This window comes from Bradyrhizobium stylosanthis (assembly GCF_001641335.1).
GTDB classification, from domain to species: Bacteria; Pseudomonadota; Alphaproteobacteria; order Rhizobiales; family Xanthobacteraceae; genus Bradyrhizobium; species Bradyrhizobium stylosanthis.
The window spans coordinates 478,964-495,427 of the sequence record NZ_LVEM01000005.1 but is presented as its reverse complement, the minus strand read 5'-3'; the positions used below and the strand labels follow the sequence as shown (position 1 = coordinate 495,427).

The 16,464-nt window shown below is 65.7% G+C and carries 18 protein-coding genes; 5 read left to right on the top strand and 13 right to left on the bottom strand.

Features of this window, described 5'->3' with window-relative positions:
• Positions 1–33 precede the first annotated feature (33 nt).
• The 4 genes from A7X65_RS33595 to A7X65_RS42915 form a co-directional block, all read right to left on the bottom strand.
• Complete coding sequence (locus A7X65_RS33595; protein WP_063693469.1) at positions 34–822, bottom strand: class I SAM-dependent methyltransferase; 789 nt, start codon at positions 820–822, stop codon at positions 34–36.
• A 97-nt stretch (positions 823–919) separates the two neighbouring features.
• Complete coding sequence (locus A7X65_RS33590) at positions 920–1,558, bottom strand: ferric reductase-like transmembrane domain-containing protein (protein WP_063693466.1); 639 nt, start codon at positions 1,556–1,558, stop codon at positions 920–922.
• A gap of 10 nt (positions 1,559–1,568) precedes the next feature.
• Positions 1,569–2,072, bottom strand: a complete 504-nt coding sequence (locus tag A7X65_RS33585) for a peptidase associated/transthyretin-like domain-containing protein (RefSeq protein ID WP_063693463.1) — start codon at positions 2,070–2,072, stop codon at positions 1,569–1,571.
• 193 nt (positions 2,073–2,265) lie between these two features.
• Positions 2,266–2,442: a hypothetical protein gene (locus A7X65_RS42915; protein ID WP_167358321.1), complete on the bottom strand. Its 177-nt coding sequence runs from the start codon at positions 2,440–2,442 to the stop codon at positions 2,266–2,268.
• Positions 2,443–2,702: 260 nt separating this feature from the next.
• Between A7X65_RS42915 and A7X65_RS33575 the strand changes: the two genes are divergently transcribed.
• Positions 2,703–3,710 (top strand): LLM class flavin-dependent oxidoreductase, encoded by a 1,008-nt coding sequence (locus tag A7X65_RS33575; RefSeq protein WP_063693457.1) that lies wholly within the window; start codon positions 2,703–2,705, stop codon positions 3,708–3,710.
• A gap of 134 nt (positions 3,711–3,844) precedes the next feature.
• Here A7X65_RS33575 and A7X65_RS33570 read toward each other — a convergent pair whose 3' ends face one another.
• The 7 genes from A7X65_RS33570 to A7X65_RS33540 form a co-directional block, all read right to left on the bottom strand.
• Positions 3,845–5,554, bottom strand: a complete 1,710-nt coding sequence (locus A7X65_RS33570; protein ID WP_063693454.1) for a methyl-accepting chemotaxis protein — start codon at positions 5,552–5,554, stop codon at positions 3,845–3,847.
• 229 nt (positions 5,555–5,783) lie between these two features.
• On the bottom strand, positions 5,784–6,659 hold the full coding sequence (locus A7X65_RS33565) for an amidohydrolase family protein (RefSeq protein WP_063693451.1): 876 nt from the start codon (positions 6,657–6,659) through the stop codon (positions 5,784–5,786).
• 12 nt (positions 6,660–6,671) lie between these two features.
• On the bottom strand, positions 6,672–7,067 hold the full coding sequence (locus A7X65_RS33560; protein ID WP_063693448.1) for a RidA family protein: 396 nt from the start codon (positions 7,065–7,067) through the stop codon (positions 6,672–6,674).
• 24 nt (positions 7,068–7,091) lie between these two features.
• Positions 7,092–7,895 carry a 2-oxo-hept-4-ene-1,7-dioate hydratase gene (hpaH, locus tag A7X65_RS33555; protein WP_063693444.1) on the bottom strand — a complete coding sequence of 268 codons (804 nt, stop codon included), beginning with the start codon at positions 7,893–7,895 and terminating at the stop codon, positions 7,092–7,094.
• Positions 7,896–7,898: 3 nt separating this feature from the next.
• Positions 7,899–8,759, bottom strand: a complete 861-nt coding sequence (locus A7X65_RS33550; protein WP_063693440.1) for a fumarylacetoacetate hydrolase family protein — start codon at positions 8,757–8,759, stop codon at positions 7,899–7,901.
• A 53-nt stretch (positions 8,760–8,812) separates the two neighbouring features.
• Complete coding sequence (locus A7X65_RS33545) at positions 8,813–9,430, bottom strand: flavin reductase family protein (protein ID WP_063693437.1); 618 nt, start codon at positions 9,428–9,430, stop codon at positions 8,813–8,815.
• A 4-nt stretch (positions 9,431–9,434) separates the two neighbouring features.
• Positions 9,435–10,400 (bottom strand): Bug family tripartite tricarboxylate transporter substrate binding protein, encoded by a 966-nt coding sequence (locus A7X65_RS33540; RefSeq protein ID WP_063693434.1) that lies wholly within the window; start codon positions 10,398–10,400, stop codon positions 9,435–9,437.
• 131 nt (positions 10,401–10,531) lie between these two features.
• On the opposite strand from A7X65_RS33540, the gene A7X65_RS33535 reads away from it, so the two are divergent.
• The 3 genes from A7X65_RS33535 to A7X65_RS33525 all read left to right on the top strand — a co-directional run bounded on the left by A7X65_RS33535 (position 10,532) and on the right by A7X65_RS33525 (position 13,722).
• Positions 10,532–11,323, top strand: a complete 792-nt coding sequence (locus A7X65_RS33535; RefSeq protein WP_063693431.1) for an IclR family transcriptional regulator — start codon at positions 10,532–10,534, stop codon at positions 11,321–11,323.
• A gap of 316 nt (positions 11,324–11,639) precedes the next feature.
• Positions 11,640–12,935, top strand: a complete 1,296-nt coding sequence (locus A7X65_RS33530; protein ID WP_063693426.1) for an O-acetylhomoserine aminocarboxypropyltransferase — start codon at positions 11,640–11,642, stop codon at positions 12,933–12,935.
• Between the two features lie 4 nt (positions 12,936–12,939).
• Complete coding sequence (locus A7X65_RS33525) at positions 12,940–13,722, top strand: alpha/beta fold hydrolase (protein WP_063693423.1); 783 nt, start codon at positions 12,940–12,942, stop codon at positions 13,720–13,722.
• Positions 13,723–13,865: 143 nt separating this feature from the next.
• Here A7X65_RS33525 and A7X65_RS33520 read toward each other — a convergent pair whose 3' ends face one another.
• The gene (locus tag A7X65_RS33520; protein ID WP_156528350.1) at positions 13,866–14,819 is read right to left on the bottom strand and encodes a sulfonate ABC transporter substrate-binding protein; all 954 of its coding nucleotides are present in this window, start codon (positions 14,817–14,819) and stop codon (positions 13,866–13,868) included.
• A gap of 20 nt (positions 14,820–14,839) precedes the next feature.
• Entirely contained in the window at positions 14,840–15,061 is a 222-nt protein-coding gene (locus tag A7X65_RS33515) for a hypothetical protein (protein ID WP_063693420.1), read from the bottom strand.
• Between the two features lie 390 nt (positions 15,062–15,451).
• Here A7X65_RS33515 and A7X65_RS33510 point away from each other — a divergent pair, with 390 nt between their 5' ends.
• Positions 15,452–16,183, top strand: a complete 732-nt coding sequence (locus A7X65_RS33510; protein ID WP_063693417.1) for an SDR family NAD(P)-dependent oxidoreductase — start codon at positions 15,452–15,454, stop codon at positions 16,181–16,183.
• The last annotated feature ends 281 nt before the right edge of the window (positions 16,184–16,464 follow it).

The following is a 16,464-nucleotide window of genomic DNA, read 5'->3' as shown; positions in this document are numbered from 1 at the left end:
AGCAAGGCGCATAGCGGCCTCGCGCACTGCAAGCTATGCGGGACGGCGCCCCCTGATCGCATGGGCGCGTGCGCTGTAGGTGATGCGACCGTCGGCATCCGCCGGCAGGCGCGCACGGACCCGCGCGATGAGTGTCTCGACTTCCGCGGGCTTCATCGCCGCAACGGAAGGGCGAAGCGCGGGAGACTTCAGATTGGTTGACCAGAAATCGTCGAAACCGGAAAAGGTCCGCTGCACCGTGATCTCCCGCGTCTGCACGTCCTCGAGACCTGCTCCGCGCCAGAGCTCGCGCAACGCGTCCATGCGGGAGGCCTCCATCTGCGGCGGGCGCGTTGCCGCAAGGCCCATCGCCCTGATCTCGTCGTAGATCGGGTCGAGCGGAAAGCCACCACCCAGCATGTCCCACATGTAGGTTGCGACGGTGCCGCCGGGGACGACGACCCGCGCCATCTCGCTGATACCCTTGGCGGGATCCGGAACGAAGACGAGAACCAGCGCCATCACCGCCGCGTCGAAACTGCCGTCGGCGAAGGGCAGCGCCATGGCATCGCCCTGCTGAAACCTGGCCACTCGCGCCGACGGCCGTGTCCGGGCAAAGGCGAGCTGCTCCGCGGAGGGATCGATGCCCTGGACCTCGACCGGGCTGCATCGCTCGACCAGGAGTTCGGTGAAGGCACCGTTGCCGCAGCCGATGTCGATCCACCGCAGGCCCGCGGGCGGTGCCAGCCAGTCGAGGAATATGGTGCCGGCGAACCGGCTCCAGATACCCATCATCTGTTCGTAGGCGGCACCGTCGTCGAAATGAATGGTCTGCCCTGCCATTTCAAGATCCCCCACCCGATGACGATCCCTCGCGCGCGCCATTCTGCACACAAAGGACGGGACCGGGGAAGTGTACGATGGGCCCGGTTCGTCCGGCTTATTGCCGCGCGGTGCCCTCCCCGCGCAGCGCCCTGCGCTTTCGCCACACCTGCAGGTCGATCATGGCTTTTGCGGTCGCCGCGAGCACGAGCGCGCACAGCGCGGCCTTGGAGATCGTCTCCATCGTTCCCTCGATCAGCAGGCAATGGGCTACGCTGCCGACGACGATGACGAGCGCGAGCGGCATGTGAAGGAAGCGCCAGGTTCGCGGCCTCAGGCCCAGTCGTCGCCGCAGCGACGCCAGCAGCGCGACGAGGAAGATGGCCCACATCGCGGTCACGCCGAAAGGCGAAAACGGCGTCGGCGATGCGTAGGTCAGCGCGTCGATCATGTCGGGCGGGCTCGTGATCCAGAGGCCGGCGACATGGATCACCACCGCCAGGACCAGCGCGCCGCCGATCCAGTGATGGGCCCTCCGGCCGCGATAGGCCGAAAAGCCCGGCAGATATCCGCCGATCAGCAGAGGCTGAATGAGCACGAGACCGAGCGCGACGATGCCTGCGAAGCCGGCGAGGATGTAGACCGGACCGCGCCACGCGAGCTGCTCGCTTCCAGCGGCGAACGCGATCGGCACGCCGATGGCCACGGCAAGAGCGGCCCAGATCAGGATCACCCGGGCCAATGCCCACCGCGTCATTTGCAATCCGTCAGGCGGCCTGCAGCACGAAATGCGCTTCGAGGCTGGTGTCCTTCGGGCTGCGCATCACCGGCCGCAGGAAGACGGTCTTGAACTCGCCGCTGTCATAGGCGAGATGGCCATGCGGCTGGCCGAAGATCGGAATGATCTGCGGCATCTCGAGCCGGAATTTGCCGTCCTTGTCGGTGAGCGTGGCGCCGTGACTCTGCGGCTCGTGCTCCTGGCCTTCGACGGTGTGCGCCCATATCTGGATGCGCTGCCCGGCGAGCGGCGCGCCGTCGCCGGCGCGGCGGACGGTGCCGCTCATCCAGAAGCCGCCTTTGCCAATGCGGTCCACGATCGCCGCGCCCTTGCGGTAATTGTTCGCCCCGCCGGACATGGTTTCGGTCGGTGCGAGACCGTCGGCGCGGGCGGGCAACAGCAGGCCGGGAACGCCGCTTGCCAGGACGCCGGTTGCGAGGACGGACCCGCCGGCGACGAGGAGATTGCGGCGGTTGAGTACGACAATCGTCATGTCAGATCCTCCGGGCGGGCCGTGCAGTGGCACCGCCAAGGGTACAGCAACAAACGCAAAACGCCCAGTTGCGACCTTGGGCGCCATGGGCCGCAATAACAGTGTTGTGAACGGGCATGCGGGCCGCATCGCCGCAGTCGGGCGGCGGAATATCCAGAATACGTCCTTGTCCAACCGCCGGGAACGGCAGCGCTCAGCTACGCTTGCCCTGTTGTCGTTCGAGGCGGAGCCGTTGTGCTCGCATACGCTTTATCTCCGCGTTGAGAGCGTCGGTTTTTTCGTCGAGGTTCGAATTCTCTGATTTCGGCTCGTCACGCTGACGTATCTTTTCCAGCGCTTTCTCAACCGAGAGCTTGGTCGGATCGGCCATCATACCTCTCCCGAAAGGACATCGAGGCAAGCAATGCCGGAACTGAGGATGAGGCCAGGTCCCGCATGTTGACGTAGGTCAAACCTGCGCTGAATGCCCGCTGGGCCAAAACAGCATCCGGGCGGTTCGCTGGTCACCCACGACAATTTCGAATGGCATCGTTGCGCCGGTGTCCCGTCCCCACTGCGGCGCTAACATTTCGGGCCGGACGTCATTACATACGCAGCCCCGGCGCGTTGCGCTCCTCACCGGTACCTCGCATGATCCCCTTCTCCGTGCTCGACCTCGCGCCCATCCGTCAGGGTGGCGACGCAGCTCAGGCGTTCCGCAATTCGCTCGATCTGGCCCAGCATGCGGAGACATGGGGTTTCAAGCGGTTCTGGCTGGCCGAGCACCACAACATGACGGGGATCGCGAGCGCGGCGACCTCCGTGGTGATCGCCCATGTCGCGGGCGGCACGAAGACGATCCGCGTCGGCTCCGGCGGGATCATGCTGCCGAACCATTCGCCGTTGGTCATCGCCGAGCAGTTCGGCACGCTGGAATCGCTCTTTCCCGGGCGGATCGATCTCGGGCTTGGCCGCGCGCCGGGCACCGACCAGTTCACCGCGCGGGCGCTGCGGCGCGACCTCGCCACCACGTCCGAGAATTTTCCGCATGACGTGCTGGAATTGCAGGCGCTGCTCGGCGACGTGCAACCGAACCAGGCGATCCGCGCCGTGCCCGGCATGGGGACGAAGGTGCCGCTGTGGATCCTGGGATCGAGCACGTTTGGCGCGCAGCTGGCCGCGATGCTCGGCCTGCCGTTTGCCTTCGCCTCGCATTTCGCGCCGCAGATGATGATGCCGGCGCTGCGCGAGTACCGCGCGCGCTTCGAGCCCTCGGCGCAGCTCGACAAGCCCTATGCGATGGTCGGCGTCAACGTGTTCGCGGCGGACAGCGATGCCGAGGCACAGCGCATGTTCACCTCGCTGCAGCAGCAGTTCATCAATTTGCGCCGCGGCACGCCGGGACCGCTGCCGCCGCCGGTCGACGACATGGACGCGCTGTGGTCGCCGGCCGAGAAGTCCATGGTCGGCCAGTCGCTGTCCTGCACCGCGGTCGGCACGCCTGACATGGTCGAAGAGAGGCTCAGGGCGCTGATCGCGGACACCGGCGCAGACGAGCTGATGACCACGGGACAGATCTACGACCACGCCGCGCGGCTGCGTTCGTTCGAGATCGCCGCCGAGGTGCGGGATCGGCTGGCGAAGCGACCGGTGGTGTAAGCGAAGTACGTCGAACCTTCACCAAAGGTCGTCATGCCCGGGCCTGTCCCGGGCATCCACGTTCTTTGTGCCGAGTCGCAAGGCGTGGATGGCCGGGACAAGCCCGGCCATGACGCTTTATTTCCGAGCGTCGCTTACGCCGCCCGGATCGAGTTCATGAAGCCGGCAACGCCGCGCTTCAGGCGTGCGCTTTCGGTGGCGAGCGATTGCGCGGCGGACTGCACCTGCGCGGAGGCGCCGCCGGTCTCGGACGCACCGCGCTGGACGTCGGCGATGCTGGCCTCGACCTGCGAGGTGCCCGTGGCCGCGCGCTGCACGTTGCGGGAGATCTCCTGCGTCGCCGAGCCCTGCTGCTCGACCGAGGTGGAGATCGCGGCGGCGATTTCCGAGATGCGCCCGATCGTGGCGCCGATCTCCTTGATCGCCGTCACCGAGTCGCGCGTCGCCGACTGGATGTCGGCGATCTGCTGGCCGATCTCGTCGGTCGCTTTCGCGGTCTGCTCGGCCAGCGACTTCACCTCGGACGCGACCACGGCAAAGCCGCGGCCGGCATCGCCCGCACGCGCCGCCTCGATGGTGGCGTTGAGCGCCAGCAGGTTGGTCTGGCCGGCGATGGTCTGGATCAGATCGACGACGTCACCGATCCGGCCTGCGGCCTGCGACAGCTCGCTGATGCGCGAATCGGTCTTCTGCGCCTGGCTGACGGCTTCGCCGGCGATCCGCGCCGAGGTCTCGACCTGACGGCTGATCTCGCCGATGGAGGAGGCAAGCTCCTCGCTCGCGGCGGCCACCGAATGCACGTTAGACGAGGCCTCGCCCGACGCGTTCGAGGCCCGGTTCGAGACCTGCGCGACGGTGTCGGCGGTCTTCGACAGCGTGGTCGACGACGTTTCGAGCTGCCCGGCGGCGACCGAGACGAGCTCGATGATCTCGCCGACCTCGCGCTCGAACTGATCGGCGAGCCGGCTCATGTCGACCTTGCGCGCCTCGATCTGGCGCTGTTCGGCGACGGCCTGCTCCTCGCGCAGGCGGCTGGTCTCGATCATGGCATCGCGAAACACCTGGACGGTGCGCGCCATCTCGCCAATTTCGTCCTGCCGGTCGGCATGTGCGACGGGCGCATCGAGCTGGCCTTCGCTGAGCGAGGCCATGCGCTCCTTCAGGCTGGTCAGAGGCTTGACCACGCTGCGGCCGACGGCCCAGGCGATCGCGATCGAGATCAGCATCAGCACCGCAATGACCATCGAGGCGGTCTGCACCATCGACCAGAAGGAGTTGTCGACCTCCGACATGTATTCGGCCGAGCCGATCATCAGCTTCCACGGGGCAAAGCCGCGCGTGAAGGCGACCTTGTCGAGCGGCGTCGCGTCGTTACCACTGCGGCGGAACGAATAACGCAGAGTGCCCTGGCCCTTCTTGGCGATGTCCATCAGCGCGACGGCGAACAGCATGCCGTTGGCGTCCTTGTTCGGACGCATGTCCTTGCCGACGAATTGCGGAATGCCGGGATTGGAGACGCAGAGCCCGGTCTCGTAGTCGTAGATATAGGCGTAGTTGGTGCGGTCTTCGTACCAGACGTAATTATTGGCTTCGAGGAAGCGCTTCTTAGCCTCCTCCTCGCTCATCTGGCCGGCCTTGTACGCCTTGTAATAGCCATCGGCGAGGTTCCAGACGATGTCGACGGCGGCATGCGCCTTCTCGACACGCTCGGTGACGAGCTGGCCCCGGGCGATCCACAGCACGGTCGAGGCGACCAGCGCCATGCAGAGGGCGGCGACCATGGTCATGAGAGCGAGCTTGGCGCCGATCGAACGAAGGGAAAACAGCTTCTTGAGAGCTGGCATTCTGCCTCTTCGGTGTTGTTGGGCGCCGCGCTCGAAAAACAGGGCGGCTGCCATCACGAGGTGGGAATGCCTAGAATTAGAGCAAATTTCTTAAGGAACTCATTTACGCCGCGAATGCGCCGCGTGTCTTACCTCGGGATTAATACGGAGATGCCGGCAAAATGAGCGTGCCGGCCGCGTCGTCGGACGCAAGGCCGGCACAAGAGAACGCGCGTGATCGCCGAACCGCTCAGTCCGGATAGCCGAACAGCTTTGCCGGATTGCTCACCAGAATCTTCTTCAGCTCGGCCTCATCCGCGACATAGCGGTACATCAGCTCGAGCAGATCGGCGTCATTTGGCGGCTGCTTGACGGAGACCGGGTGCGGCCAGTCGCTGGCCCAGACGCAGCGATCGGGGGCCGCTTCGATATAGGCGCGCGCGATCGGGATCACGTCGTCGTAAGGCGCGCCGGTCTGCGAGGTCTTCTCTCCGAGCGACAGCATGACCCAGAAATTGCCCTTCTTGAGCAGCTCGAGCATCTTGCGCAGGTTGGGATCGTCCTTGCCGTTCGAGGGCAAGGGACGCGCCATGTGGTCGATCAGCACGGGCACGTCGAGGTTCTCGTACTTGGCGACGCTGGAGACGATGCCGTCCTTCTCCGGCTGGATCTTGACGTACCAGCCGAGCTCGCGGATGCGGGCGATGGCGCGGGCGAAATCGGCATCCGACAACACGGCGCCGAGCTCCTGGCGGAAGCTGAAACGCGCGCCGCGCACGCCGGCATCATGCAGCTTGGACAGATAGGAGTCGCTCGCTTCGGCGAACACCAGCGCGTTGGCGCAGCCGCGATAGTTCGGGCCCATCGCGGCGAGGCCGTCGAGCACGACGGCATGGTCGGCGCCGTAGGTCGTGGTCTGCACGATGATGCCGCGCTCGATGCCGAGTGTCTTGTGCATGCGCAGCGCTGCTTCCCAGGTCGCGCTCGGCATCCGGTAGGCGGCGCCGGGACGCTCCGGATATTTCTCGATGGGCCCGAGCACGTGAAACTGGCTGTCGATGGTCTTGGGCGGCGGCGCCTTGCTCGGGCGGCGCGGATTGGGATCGAACGGCAGATAGGTCGGCATGCGCAAAACTCCTCAGTCGATCACGGCGGTGAAGTCGCACTGCACCAGCGCGCCGCCATCCATGTTGTCCATCGGCAGCGCGTGGCGCGCCGGGCGCGAATGCTCGTCCGGAAACATCTTCAGCCACTCGACATTGACGGGCCCGCGCTGCGTGCGGTCCTTCAGCCACACCGTCATCTTGATGATATCGTCCGTGGTGCCGCCGGCGGCCTCCACCGTCGCCTTCATATGCGCGAACATGTTGGCGCATTGCGCGTCGAGACTCTCCGGCATCGCATTGGTCGCTGGGTCGCGGCCGAGGATCACGCCGGACATCACGAGATTGCCGATGCGGCAGGCGTTCGGAATCGGATTGACGTGCTTGAAGCCGCCGATGTGGATGCTCTTGCGCCGCGATTGACCGGTCATGATGCGCTTCCTCTTGTTATTGGTTCAGACGAACTGGCAGGACACCGAGCCGAAGGCGCCGTAGTCGGCATGGAAGGTGTCGCCGCGACGGATGTCGACCGGACGCGTGAACGATCCCGCCAGCACCACCTCGCCGGCAGCGAGATATTCGTCATGCGGCGCGAGGCGGTTGGCGAGCCAGGCGATGCCGTTGGCCGGATGGTTGAGCACGCCGGCGGCAAGCCCGGTCTCCTCGACCTCGCCGTTGCGGAACAGAAGCGCGCCGATCCAGCGCAGATCCGCATCCATCGGGCGGATCGGCCGGCCGCCGAGCACCAGCGCGGCATTGGCCGCGTTGTCCGAGATGGTGTCCATGACTTTTCGCGTCTTGCCCGTCTCGGGGTCGATGCGGTGCATGCGCGTCTCCAGGATCTCCAGCGCCGGCGTGACGTAGTCGGTGGCGTTGAGCACGTCGAAGATGGTGCAGCCGGGCCCGCGCAGCGGCGCCTTCAGCACGAAGGCGAGTTCGACCTCGATGCGCGGCGCATGAAAGCGGTCGAACGGGATCGGCTGGGCGTCGGCATAGAACATGTCGGCGAACAGCACGCCGTAATCGGGCTCGTTGATGCCGACCGCGTTCTGCATCGCCTTCGAGGTCAGGCCGATCTTGTGCCCCTTGATGATCCGGCCGCGGCCGAGCTGGAGCCTGGTCCAGGCGCGCTGGATGGCATAGGCATCCTCGATGCTGAAATCGGGATAGTCCTTCGTGAACATGTTGATCAGCGTCTTGGTGCGCTCGGCCTCGTCGAGGCGCGCGGCAAGGCGTTCGATCGTGGCAGCGTCCAGCATGGTCTACTGCTCCGCGGCGACGGTGTTTCTGAGCACGCCGATGCGGCTGGACTCGACCTCGACGACGTCGCCGACCTTCAGCCAGCGCGGCGGATCGAAGCGAACCCCCGCCCCGGTCGGCGTGCCCGTCACGATCATGTCGCCGGGCTTCAACGTGGCGAAAGTCGAGAGATAGGAGATCAGATAGTCGAACGGGAACATCAGCCGTTCGGTCGTGTCCTGCTGCCGCACCTCGCCGTTGACGCGGGTGATGATGTCGTGCGGCCCGCGCGGATCGAGCTCTTCCGCGGTGACGATCCAGGGACCGATGCTGCCGGAGCGATCGAAATTCTTGCCCTGCGTGACGTTGAACTTGCCGTGGCGCAGCCAGTCGCGGATCGTGCCCTCGTTGCACAGCGTCATGCCGAAGATATGCGACCACGCCTGCTCGCGCTTGATGTGCCGGCCGCCCTGCCCGATCACGATGACGAGTTCGCCTTCATAGTCGAGCTGCTCGGACACGTGAGGTTTTTCCAGCGTCTGGCCGGAGCCCGTCATCGAGGACATGCTGCGGACGAACAGGCTCGGATATTTGGGCAGGTCCGAGTTGTCCTTGTATTCGGCGTTGCGCTCGGCGTAGTTGACGCCGATGCACCAGAGCTTTTCCGGCGCCAGCACCGGCGGCAGCAGGACGAGCTTGTCCAGCGCATGGTCCGGCTTCTGTCCGGCGACGGCTTCCTGCGCGTCGGCGAGCGCATTGGCCGCGATCAGCGCCTTCACGTCCGAATAGTCGCGGCCGATACGCCGGGTCAGATCGACCACGCCGCCGTCCACGGCCGCGCCATAGCGCGCCTCGCCGTCCAGGAGATAGCTCAGGAGTCGCATTGTGATTTCCTCCGATGATCTTGAGGCGGCTGGGCGGATCGGCCGGCCCGCGCTCAGTCTTTCGATTTGGGCGTCTGGAACACGGTGTTCAGCGTCACGATCTCGCCGAGGCGGGCGTAACGCGGCCCGCCGATGCGGGCGATCGGGTCGAGCGCCTTGGTCTCGACCTTGCCGTCGTTGACGAGGCCGTCGCGCAGATGGAACATCACGACCTCACCGACGATGAGCCGGCTCTTGGCGTCGCCGAATTCGAGGCATTGCCGGAAGCGGCATTCCATCGCCACGGGCGCGGCGGCAAGGCGCGGCACCTTGATGCGCTCGCTCTGGATCGTCTCCAGGCCGAGATGCTCGACCTCGCTGATCTCGGGCGGATGCTCGACGGAGCTGTCGTGCAAGGCCTGCATCAGCGGGGTATCGGCGATGTGGATCACATATTCCTCGGTGTCGAGGATGTTGTGCGCGGTGTCCTTGTAGTCGGCGCCCTTGCGGCCGACGCTGATGGCGAGCATCGGCGGCTTCTGCGAGACGAAGGTGAAGGCGCTGAACGGGGCGAGGTTGAGCACGCCCTTGCTCGACAGGCTGGTGACCCACGCGATCGGGCGCGGCACCACGATGCCGGTCATCAGGCGGTAGATGCGCTCCGCGCCAAGCTCGGTGGGATCGATCCGCATGCGATCAGTCAGCCTTGATGTTGGCCTTGCGGACGACCGGAATCCACTTGGCGTCCTCGCGCTCGAGATAGGCCCTGAACTCGTCCGGCGTCATCGGCGTGGCTTCGCCGCCGAGTTTTTCGAACTTGTCGACCACGCCGGGGTCCTTCAGGATCGCGACCAGTGCTTCGTGCAGCTTCTCCACGATCGGCGCCGGCGTGCCCGCGGGGGCGAACAGGCCGGTAAAGGTCTGGCCGTCGAAATCCTTGTAGCCGAGCTCGGCGAAGGTCGGCACGTCGGGCAGCGACTTCAGGCGATGCGGGCTGGTCACCGCGAGCGCGCGGAACAGGCCGGCCTTGATGTGCTGGAGGCTGACCGTGAGTTGGTCGAATGCGAACTGCACCTGGCCGCCGAGCAGATCGTTGATCGCCGGCGCATTGCCGCGGTAGTGCGCGGTGACCCATTGCAGGTCGAGGTTCGACTGCATCAGCTCGCTGAGAAGATGGTTGGTGGTGCCGGGACCGGGCGAAGCCATGGTCAGCTTGCCGGGCTCGCGCTTGGCGAGGTCGATGAATTCCTTGAAATTGTTGGCCTGCACCGAGGGATGCACCTCGAGCACCAGCGGCGTCATCGAGATGGTCGAGATCGGCAGGAAGTCCTTCTTCCAGTTATAGGCGTCGCGCTTGTTGATCTCGGTCGCGAACAGCACCGGGCCGTTGGCGCCGACGAACAGCGTGTAGCCGTCGGGCGCGGACTTCGCGAAGGCCTCGCCCGCGATCATGCCGCCGGCGCCGGCCTTGTTCTCGATGATGAAGGGCTGGCCGAGCTTCTCTTGCAGCTTGTCGGCGACGATGCGCGCGGCGCTGTCGACATTGCCGCCCGCGGGATAAGGCACGATCAGCTTGACGTTGCGCGCCGGCCATTGCTGGCCCGACGCGGGGCCCGCCAGCATCGCAGTTGCGACAGCGATGGCAATCCAGATTAATCTCATGTTAACCTCCCAGCAGCCCTTCCAATTCCATACCGGGTGCCGATGACGTCGCGCACGGCATCCCGATCGCGGCGCAATCTCCAGATGCGCACTTTACCTGTCGAGAGAATTGTGGCGTTCTCGTCCATATTATGGACAGAACCAGATTGGCCCGCAATGCGATGGAACCGCGACAAGGCGCGCAGGCGATCCGGCGCGCGCTCGCGGTGCTGCGCATTCTTGCCGCAGGCCGCGAGGACGGTGTGCCATTGGCCGAGGTGGTGCGCACGACCGGCCTCACCCGTCCGACCGTGCATCGCATCGTGCACGTGCTGATCGAGGAAGGCATCGTCGAACGGCACGAGCGTACCGGCCGCTACGCGATCGGCAACCAGGTGCCGGAACTCGCGCTGGCACGACCGCGGCCGTCGCGGCTGCTGGTTGCGGCAAATCCGTCGCTGCGCCGCGCCTCCGCCGAGATCGGCGACACGCTGTTCCTGACGGTGCGCACCGGCAACGACACGCTGTGCGTCGACCGCAGGATCGGCGTCTATCCGATCCAGGTGCTGTCGATCGAGGTCGGTGCGCGCCGACCGCTCGGCGTCTCCAGCGCGGGCGTCGCCATCCTCGCCGCCATGCCGGCGCAGGACGCGCGAAAAATCGTCGCAGCCAACGAGAAGCGCTTCGAATCCTACCGGACCGACGTTGCGACCGTGATGGGCGAGATCACCGCAGCCAGGCGGCTGGGATACGGCATGCGAGAGATCGGCCTCGTGCAGGGCACGAAGTCGATCTCGACCTGGATCAAGACGCCGGACGGACGGCCCGCAGCGGCCATGACCGTCTCCGCCGTTCGAACGAGGCTCGGCCCCCGCCGCGAGCAGGAAGTCGTCGAGATCCTGCTGCGGGAGGCGCGGATCATCGAGCAGGCGATCGGGGGGTAGCTTTCGCCGCTCCCCACTTGCGGCGCGAAGCTCGCATGCGGCCAACCTTCGAGACGCCCGCTTTGCGGGCTCCTCAGGATGAGGACTGAGTGCGTGGTAGCATTTTCACACGCAAAGCTGCCGCCCAGCCTCATCCTGGGAGACCGCTGGAAGCGGTCGTCTCGACGGACGAGGCGCTCGCTCAGGCCCCGCCAGGCTCATCATGCGGCCGGCCGCAAGCGGGGCGAGGGAGCGCACCACCGCTGTCAATGGGCTGACTTCCCGCGCTATTTTGTGGCACAACGACCGCCTCGCCGACCGACCAACGAGGCCACGCATGCCCGCACCTAAACCGCCTGCCTTCGAAACCCTGAGCCTGCATGCGGGCCAGCATCCGGATCCCACGACCGGCGCCCGCGCGGTGCCGATCTACCAGACCACGTCCTACGTGTTCCAGGATTCCGACCACGCCGCCGCGCTGTTCAATTTGGAGCGCGCCGGGCACATCTACACGCGCATCTCCAACCCGACCACGGGCGTGCTCGAGGAGCGGCTCGCGGCACTCGAAGGCGGCGTCGGCGCGATCTGCACCGCGAGCGGCATGGCCGCGCTGCACCTGGCCATCGCCACGCTGCTCAATGCCGGCGACCACATCGTGGCCTCGAGCTCGCTCTATGGCGGCACCATCAATTTGTTGGCGCACACGCTGCCGCGCTTCGGCATCACCACGACCTTCGTGAAGCCGCGCGATCTCGACGCGTTCCGCGGCGCCATCAAGCCGAACACCAAGCTCGTGATCGGCGAGACCATCGGCAATCCCGGACTGGAAGTCCTCGACATCCCCAAGGTCGCGCAGATCGCGCACGACGCGAAGATTCCGCTGCTGATCGACAACACCTTTGCCACGCCCTATCTCAGCCGTCCCATCGAGTTAGGGGCCGACATCGTCATGCATTCGGCAACCAAATGGATCGGCGGCCACGGCATCGCGATCGGCGGCGCCATCGTCGACGGCGGAAACTTCGATTGGCGCGCATCGGGCAAGTTCGGCGTGCTGACCGAGCCCTATGGCGGCTATCACGGCATCGTCTTCGACGAGCAGTTCGGTACCGCGGCCTTCATCATGCGCGCCCGCACCGAGGGCCTGCGCGATTTCGGCGCCTGCCTGTCGCCGACCAACGCGTTCCAGCTGCTGCAAGGCGTCGAGACGCTCGGCGTTCGCATGGACCGGCATATGCAGAACACGCATCTGGTGCTGGAGGCGCTGAAGTCGAACAAGGCCGTGGACTGGGTGCTGCATCCCTCGCTCGAGGACCACGCGGACTATCAGCTCGCCAAGACGCTGCTGCCGCGCGGCGCCGGCTCGATCGTCTCCTTCGGCATCAAGGGCGGCCGGCCCGCCGGGCGCAAATTCATCGAGTCGCTACGCATGATCAGCCATCTCGCCAATGTCGGCGATGCCAAGACGCTGGTGATCCACCCGGCCTCGACCACGCATCAGCAGATGGACGCCGCGCAGCTCAAGGCCGCCGGCATCGGCGAGGAGCTGGTGCGGCTGTCGGTCGGCATCGAAACCGCCTCCGACATCATCGACGATCTCAACCAAGCGCTGCGCATCTCGCAAAAGGCCTGACACCATGATGCTTTCCGTCAACGGCAAAGATGTGTTTGTCGCAACCGGCGGCCGCGACTTCGACAAGTCCCTGCCCGCGGTCGTCTTCATCCACGGCGCCGGCTTCGACCGTTCGACCTGGGCGCTGCATACGCGCTGGTTCGCGCATCATGGTTTCTCCGTTCTCGCGCCCGACCTGCCCGGCCACGGCCGCACGGCCGGCCCCTCGCTCTCGACCATCGCCGAGATGGCCGACTGGACGGCCGCACTGATCGATGCGGCCGGCGTCGCGAAGGCGCACCTGATCGGTCACTCCATGGGATCGCTGATCTCGCTGGAAACCGCGGCGCGGCACCCCGACAAGGTCTCCGCGCTGAGCCTGATCGGCACCGCCGCGACCATGACGGTCGGCCCCGATCTGCTGAAGGCCGCGGAGGCCAATTCGCAGGATGCCAACGACATGGTCTCGATCTGGGGCCTCGGCTTCAACGCCGAGCTCGGCGGCAGCCTCGCGCCGGGCCTGTGGATGCATGGCGGCGCGCAGTCGGTGCTGAAGGCGTGCGAGCCGGGCGTGCTGTTCAGGGATTTGTCGGCCTGCAATTCCTATACGAATGCGCTTGCCGCCGCGGGAAGCGTGAAGGTGCCGACGACGCTGATCCTCGGCGAGCGGGACATGATGACACCTGCCAAGGCCGGCAAGGCGCTTGCCGCCGCGATCCCGCATGCGAAGACCGTCGTGGTGCCGGGTGCCGGCCACATGATCATGGCCGAGCGGCCGGACGAGCTGCTGGCCGCGCTGACAGGCTGAGTCGTATCCGACTTGAAAGTTTGGACAGAGATCGTGCCACTGGCGTCATGGCCGGGCTTGTCCCGGCCATCCACGCCTGGCCGCACGGAAGTGAGAACGTGGATGCCCGGGATAAGCCCGGGCATGACGACATCTCGTTTGCCTCAGGACCCCGGCGTCCATTTCCAGACGATGTCGGAGACGTTGACCGGCTTCGGGATCAGGCCGAGCTTTGCAAAACGATCGGCGACCGCCTGCTGGGTTTTGATCACCTCGGCGTCGAGCGGAACCACGCTATAGCTGGAGCGATTGACGAAGCGCCTGACGGCTTCGATGTCGACACCGGTCGCTTCGGACTGGGCCTTCGCGACCTCCTCGTGATGTGCTTCCGCCCACTTGCCTTCGGACGCAAACGTCGTGTTCAGCCTGGCGACCAGCGACGGATATTTCTCCACGAAATCCGTGTTGGCGATGTAGAAGGCATTTGGCTTATGGACGTCCTTGTCGAAGGCGAGGACCCGCGCGTTCTCCTTCAACTCGGCGAGCGCGAGATACGGATCCCAGATCGACCAGGCGTCGACCGAGCCCTTGACGAAGGCGGCCGTCGCATCGGCCGGCGCAAGCGGCGCCGGCGTGATGTCGGGCCAGGACAGGCCGGCCTTTTCGAGCGCCGCGACGAGGAGATTATGCGCACTCGATCCCTTGCCGAAGGCGACACGCTTGCCCTTGAGATCGGCGAGCGACTTGATGGACGAATCCTTCGGCACGATGATCGCCTGGTTGTCGCCTTCGGACTTCACCGCCGCGACGTAGCGGATCTTGGCGCCGCCGGCCTGCGCGAAGATCGGCGGGGAGTCGCCGACATAGCCGAAATCGACGCTGCCGACATTGATGGCCTCCAGCAGCGGCGGACCGAACTGGAAATCGACCCATTTGATCTCGATGCCGAGCGGCTTGAAGGCGTTCTCGAGCGTCTGCCGTTGACGCACGGCTGGGAAGAAGCCGCCCTTCTGCGTGCCGATGCGGATTTCCGCCGGCTTGTCCTCGGCGTGAGCGGGAGCCGCGAGGGCCGTCGCAAGCAACAGGGTCGTTGCCAGAATGTGTCGTCGGGTGATCATGACGTAGCCTTTCGGTGGGGTCAGTTGGCGAAGAGTTGCGAGCTCGCGCGGCGGCTGCGTTCGGAGAACACGGCGCGGGCGGCGCGCTCGGCCTCGCGCGCGGAGCGGAACTGGCGGCCTTCGAGGCTGTCGAACAGGCGCTCGGAGGAGAAGAAGCGGAAGCCGCGCTCATCTCTCGTGATGATGCCGGCGGCGCGGTCGTGGATCTCGATGATGTAGGCGTTCGACTGGGTCTGGGACATGGCTGCTCGTTCGCCGAAACTCGGCGTTCCTGTCGTGGATTTTTGATATGAGGTGCTGCTAGGAGATGATCAGCAACAACAACAGGCGCCCGTTGCCGCCGAGAAACAGCGCCGCGTCATGCATGCCTGCATGTCGTTCTGATTGCGCTGGTGATCGGTTCTCATGGTGCGGCTTGGGCCTGAGGAGCAGTTTGGATGCTCCGACTATCGAGCGCTTGGCCCGATTGGTCAATGAAATGGCTATCCATATTTGAAGGCCGCACGCCGGGCCGCTTCTCCCGCGGCAAGCACGGGCAGCCGGATTCATCTCGCGATGAGTTCAACGCCTGCGCGCGGCCGGTGTGATACGATTTTCGCAGCCACAAAACAGAAGAATCGGGAGGTGCAGAGATGGCGAACGATCTGAAAGGGCGCACTGCGCTGGTGACCGGCGGCTCGCGCGGAATTGGCGCAGCCGTCTGTCGCGCGCTGGCCGCATCAGGCGCGGCGGTGGCGATCAACTGCCGCGAGCAGATTGGCCAGGCCGAGCAGCTTGCAGGCGAGATCGTCAAGCAGGGCGGCCGCGCCATCGTGGTTGCCGCCGACGTCTCGAAAGCCGAGGCCGTGGCCGGCATGGTCGAGCGCGTCACGGCCGGGCTCGGGCCGATCGACATCCTCGTCAACAATGCCGGCATCGCGATCACGCGGGGGATCGACGATTTGAGCGAGGAGGATTTCGACCGCACCATCCTGGTCAACCTGAAATCGGTCTTCCTGTGTACGCAGGCGGTGCTGCCGTCGATGCGCGCGCGGAAATGGGGCCGCATCGTCAACATCTCCTCGGGCGCGGCGCGCGGTGCCGGTTCGATCGGACCGCACTACAATGCATCCAAGGCCGGCATGGAGGGATTGACGCGAGGCTATGCGGCGCAGCTGGTGAAGGACGGCATCACCGTCAACGCGGTGGCGCCGTCGCTGATCGAAACCGACATGATGAGCGGCCAGCCCCAGCTCATCAGCCGCATCCCGCTCGGCCGCTTCGGCACGGCGGACGAGGTGGCGAAAGCCGTGATGCTGCTGGTGGACAACGCCTACATGACCGGCCAGACCGTCGCGCTAAGCGGCGGCATGGCGTTTAATTAGAGGGCATACACGCCGTCATGGCCGGGCTTGACGATCGCCAGAGGCGCAGTGCCGTAGGGTGGGCAAAGCGAAGCGTGCCCACGATTTGCGTGTGATTGGCGAGAATGCGTGGGCACGGCGCAAGTGCGCCTTTGCCCACCCTACGATATTGGACTCGCGGAAAGATGGTCGCTCACTTCCTTCACCTCTCCCCGCCTGCGGGGAGAGGTCGGATCGCCCCCGGCGATGCGAAGCATCGTCCGGCGCGATCCGGGTGAGGGGGTACAGGTCTCACAACGATC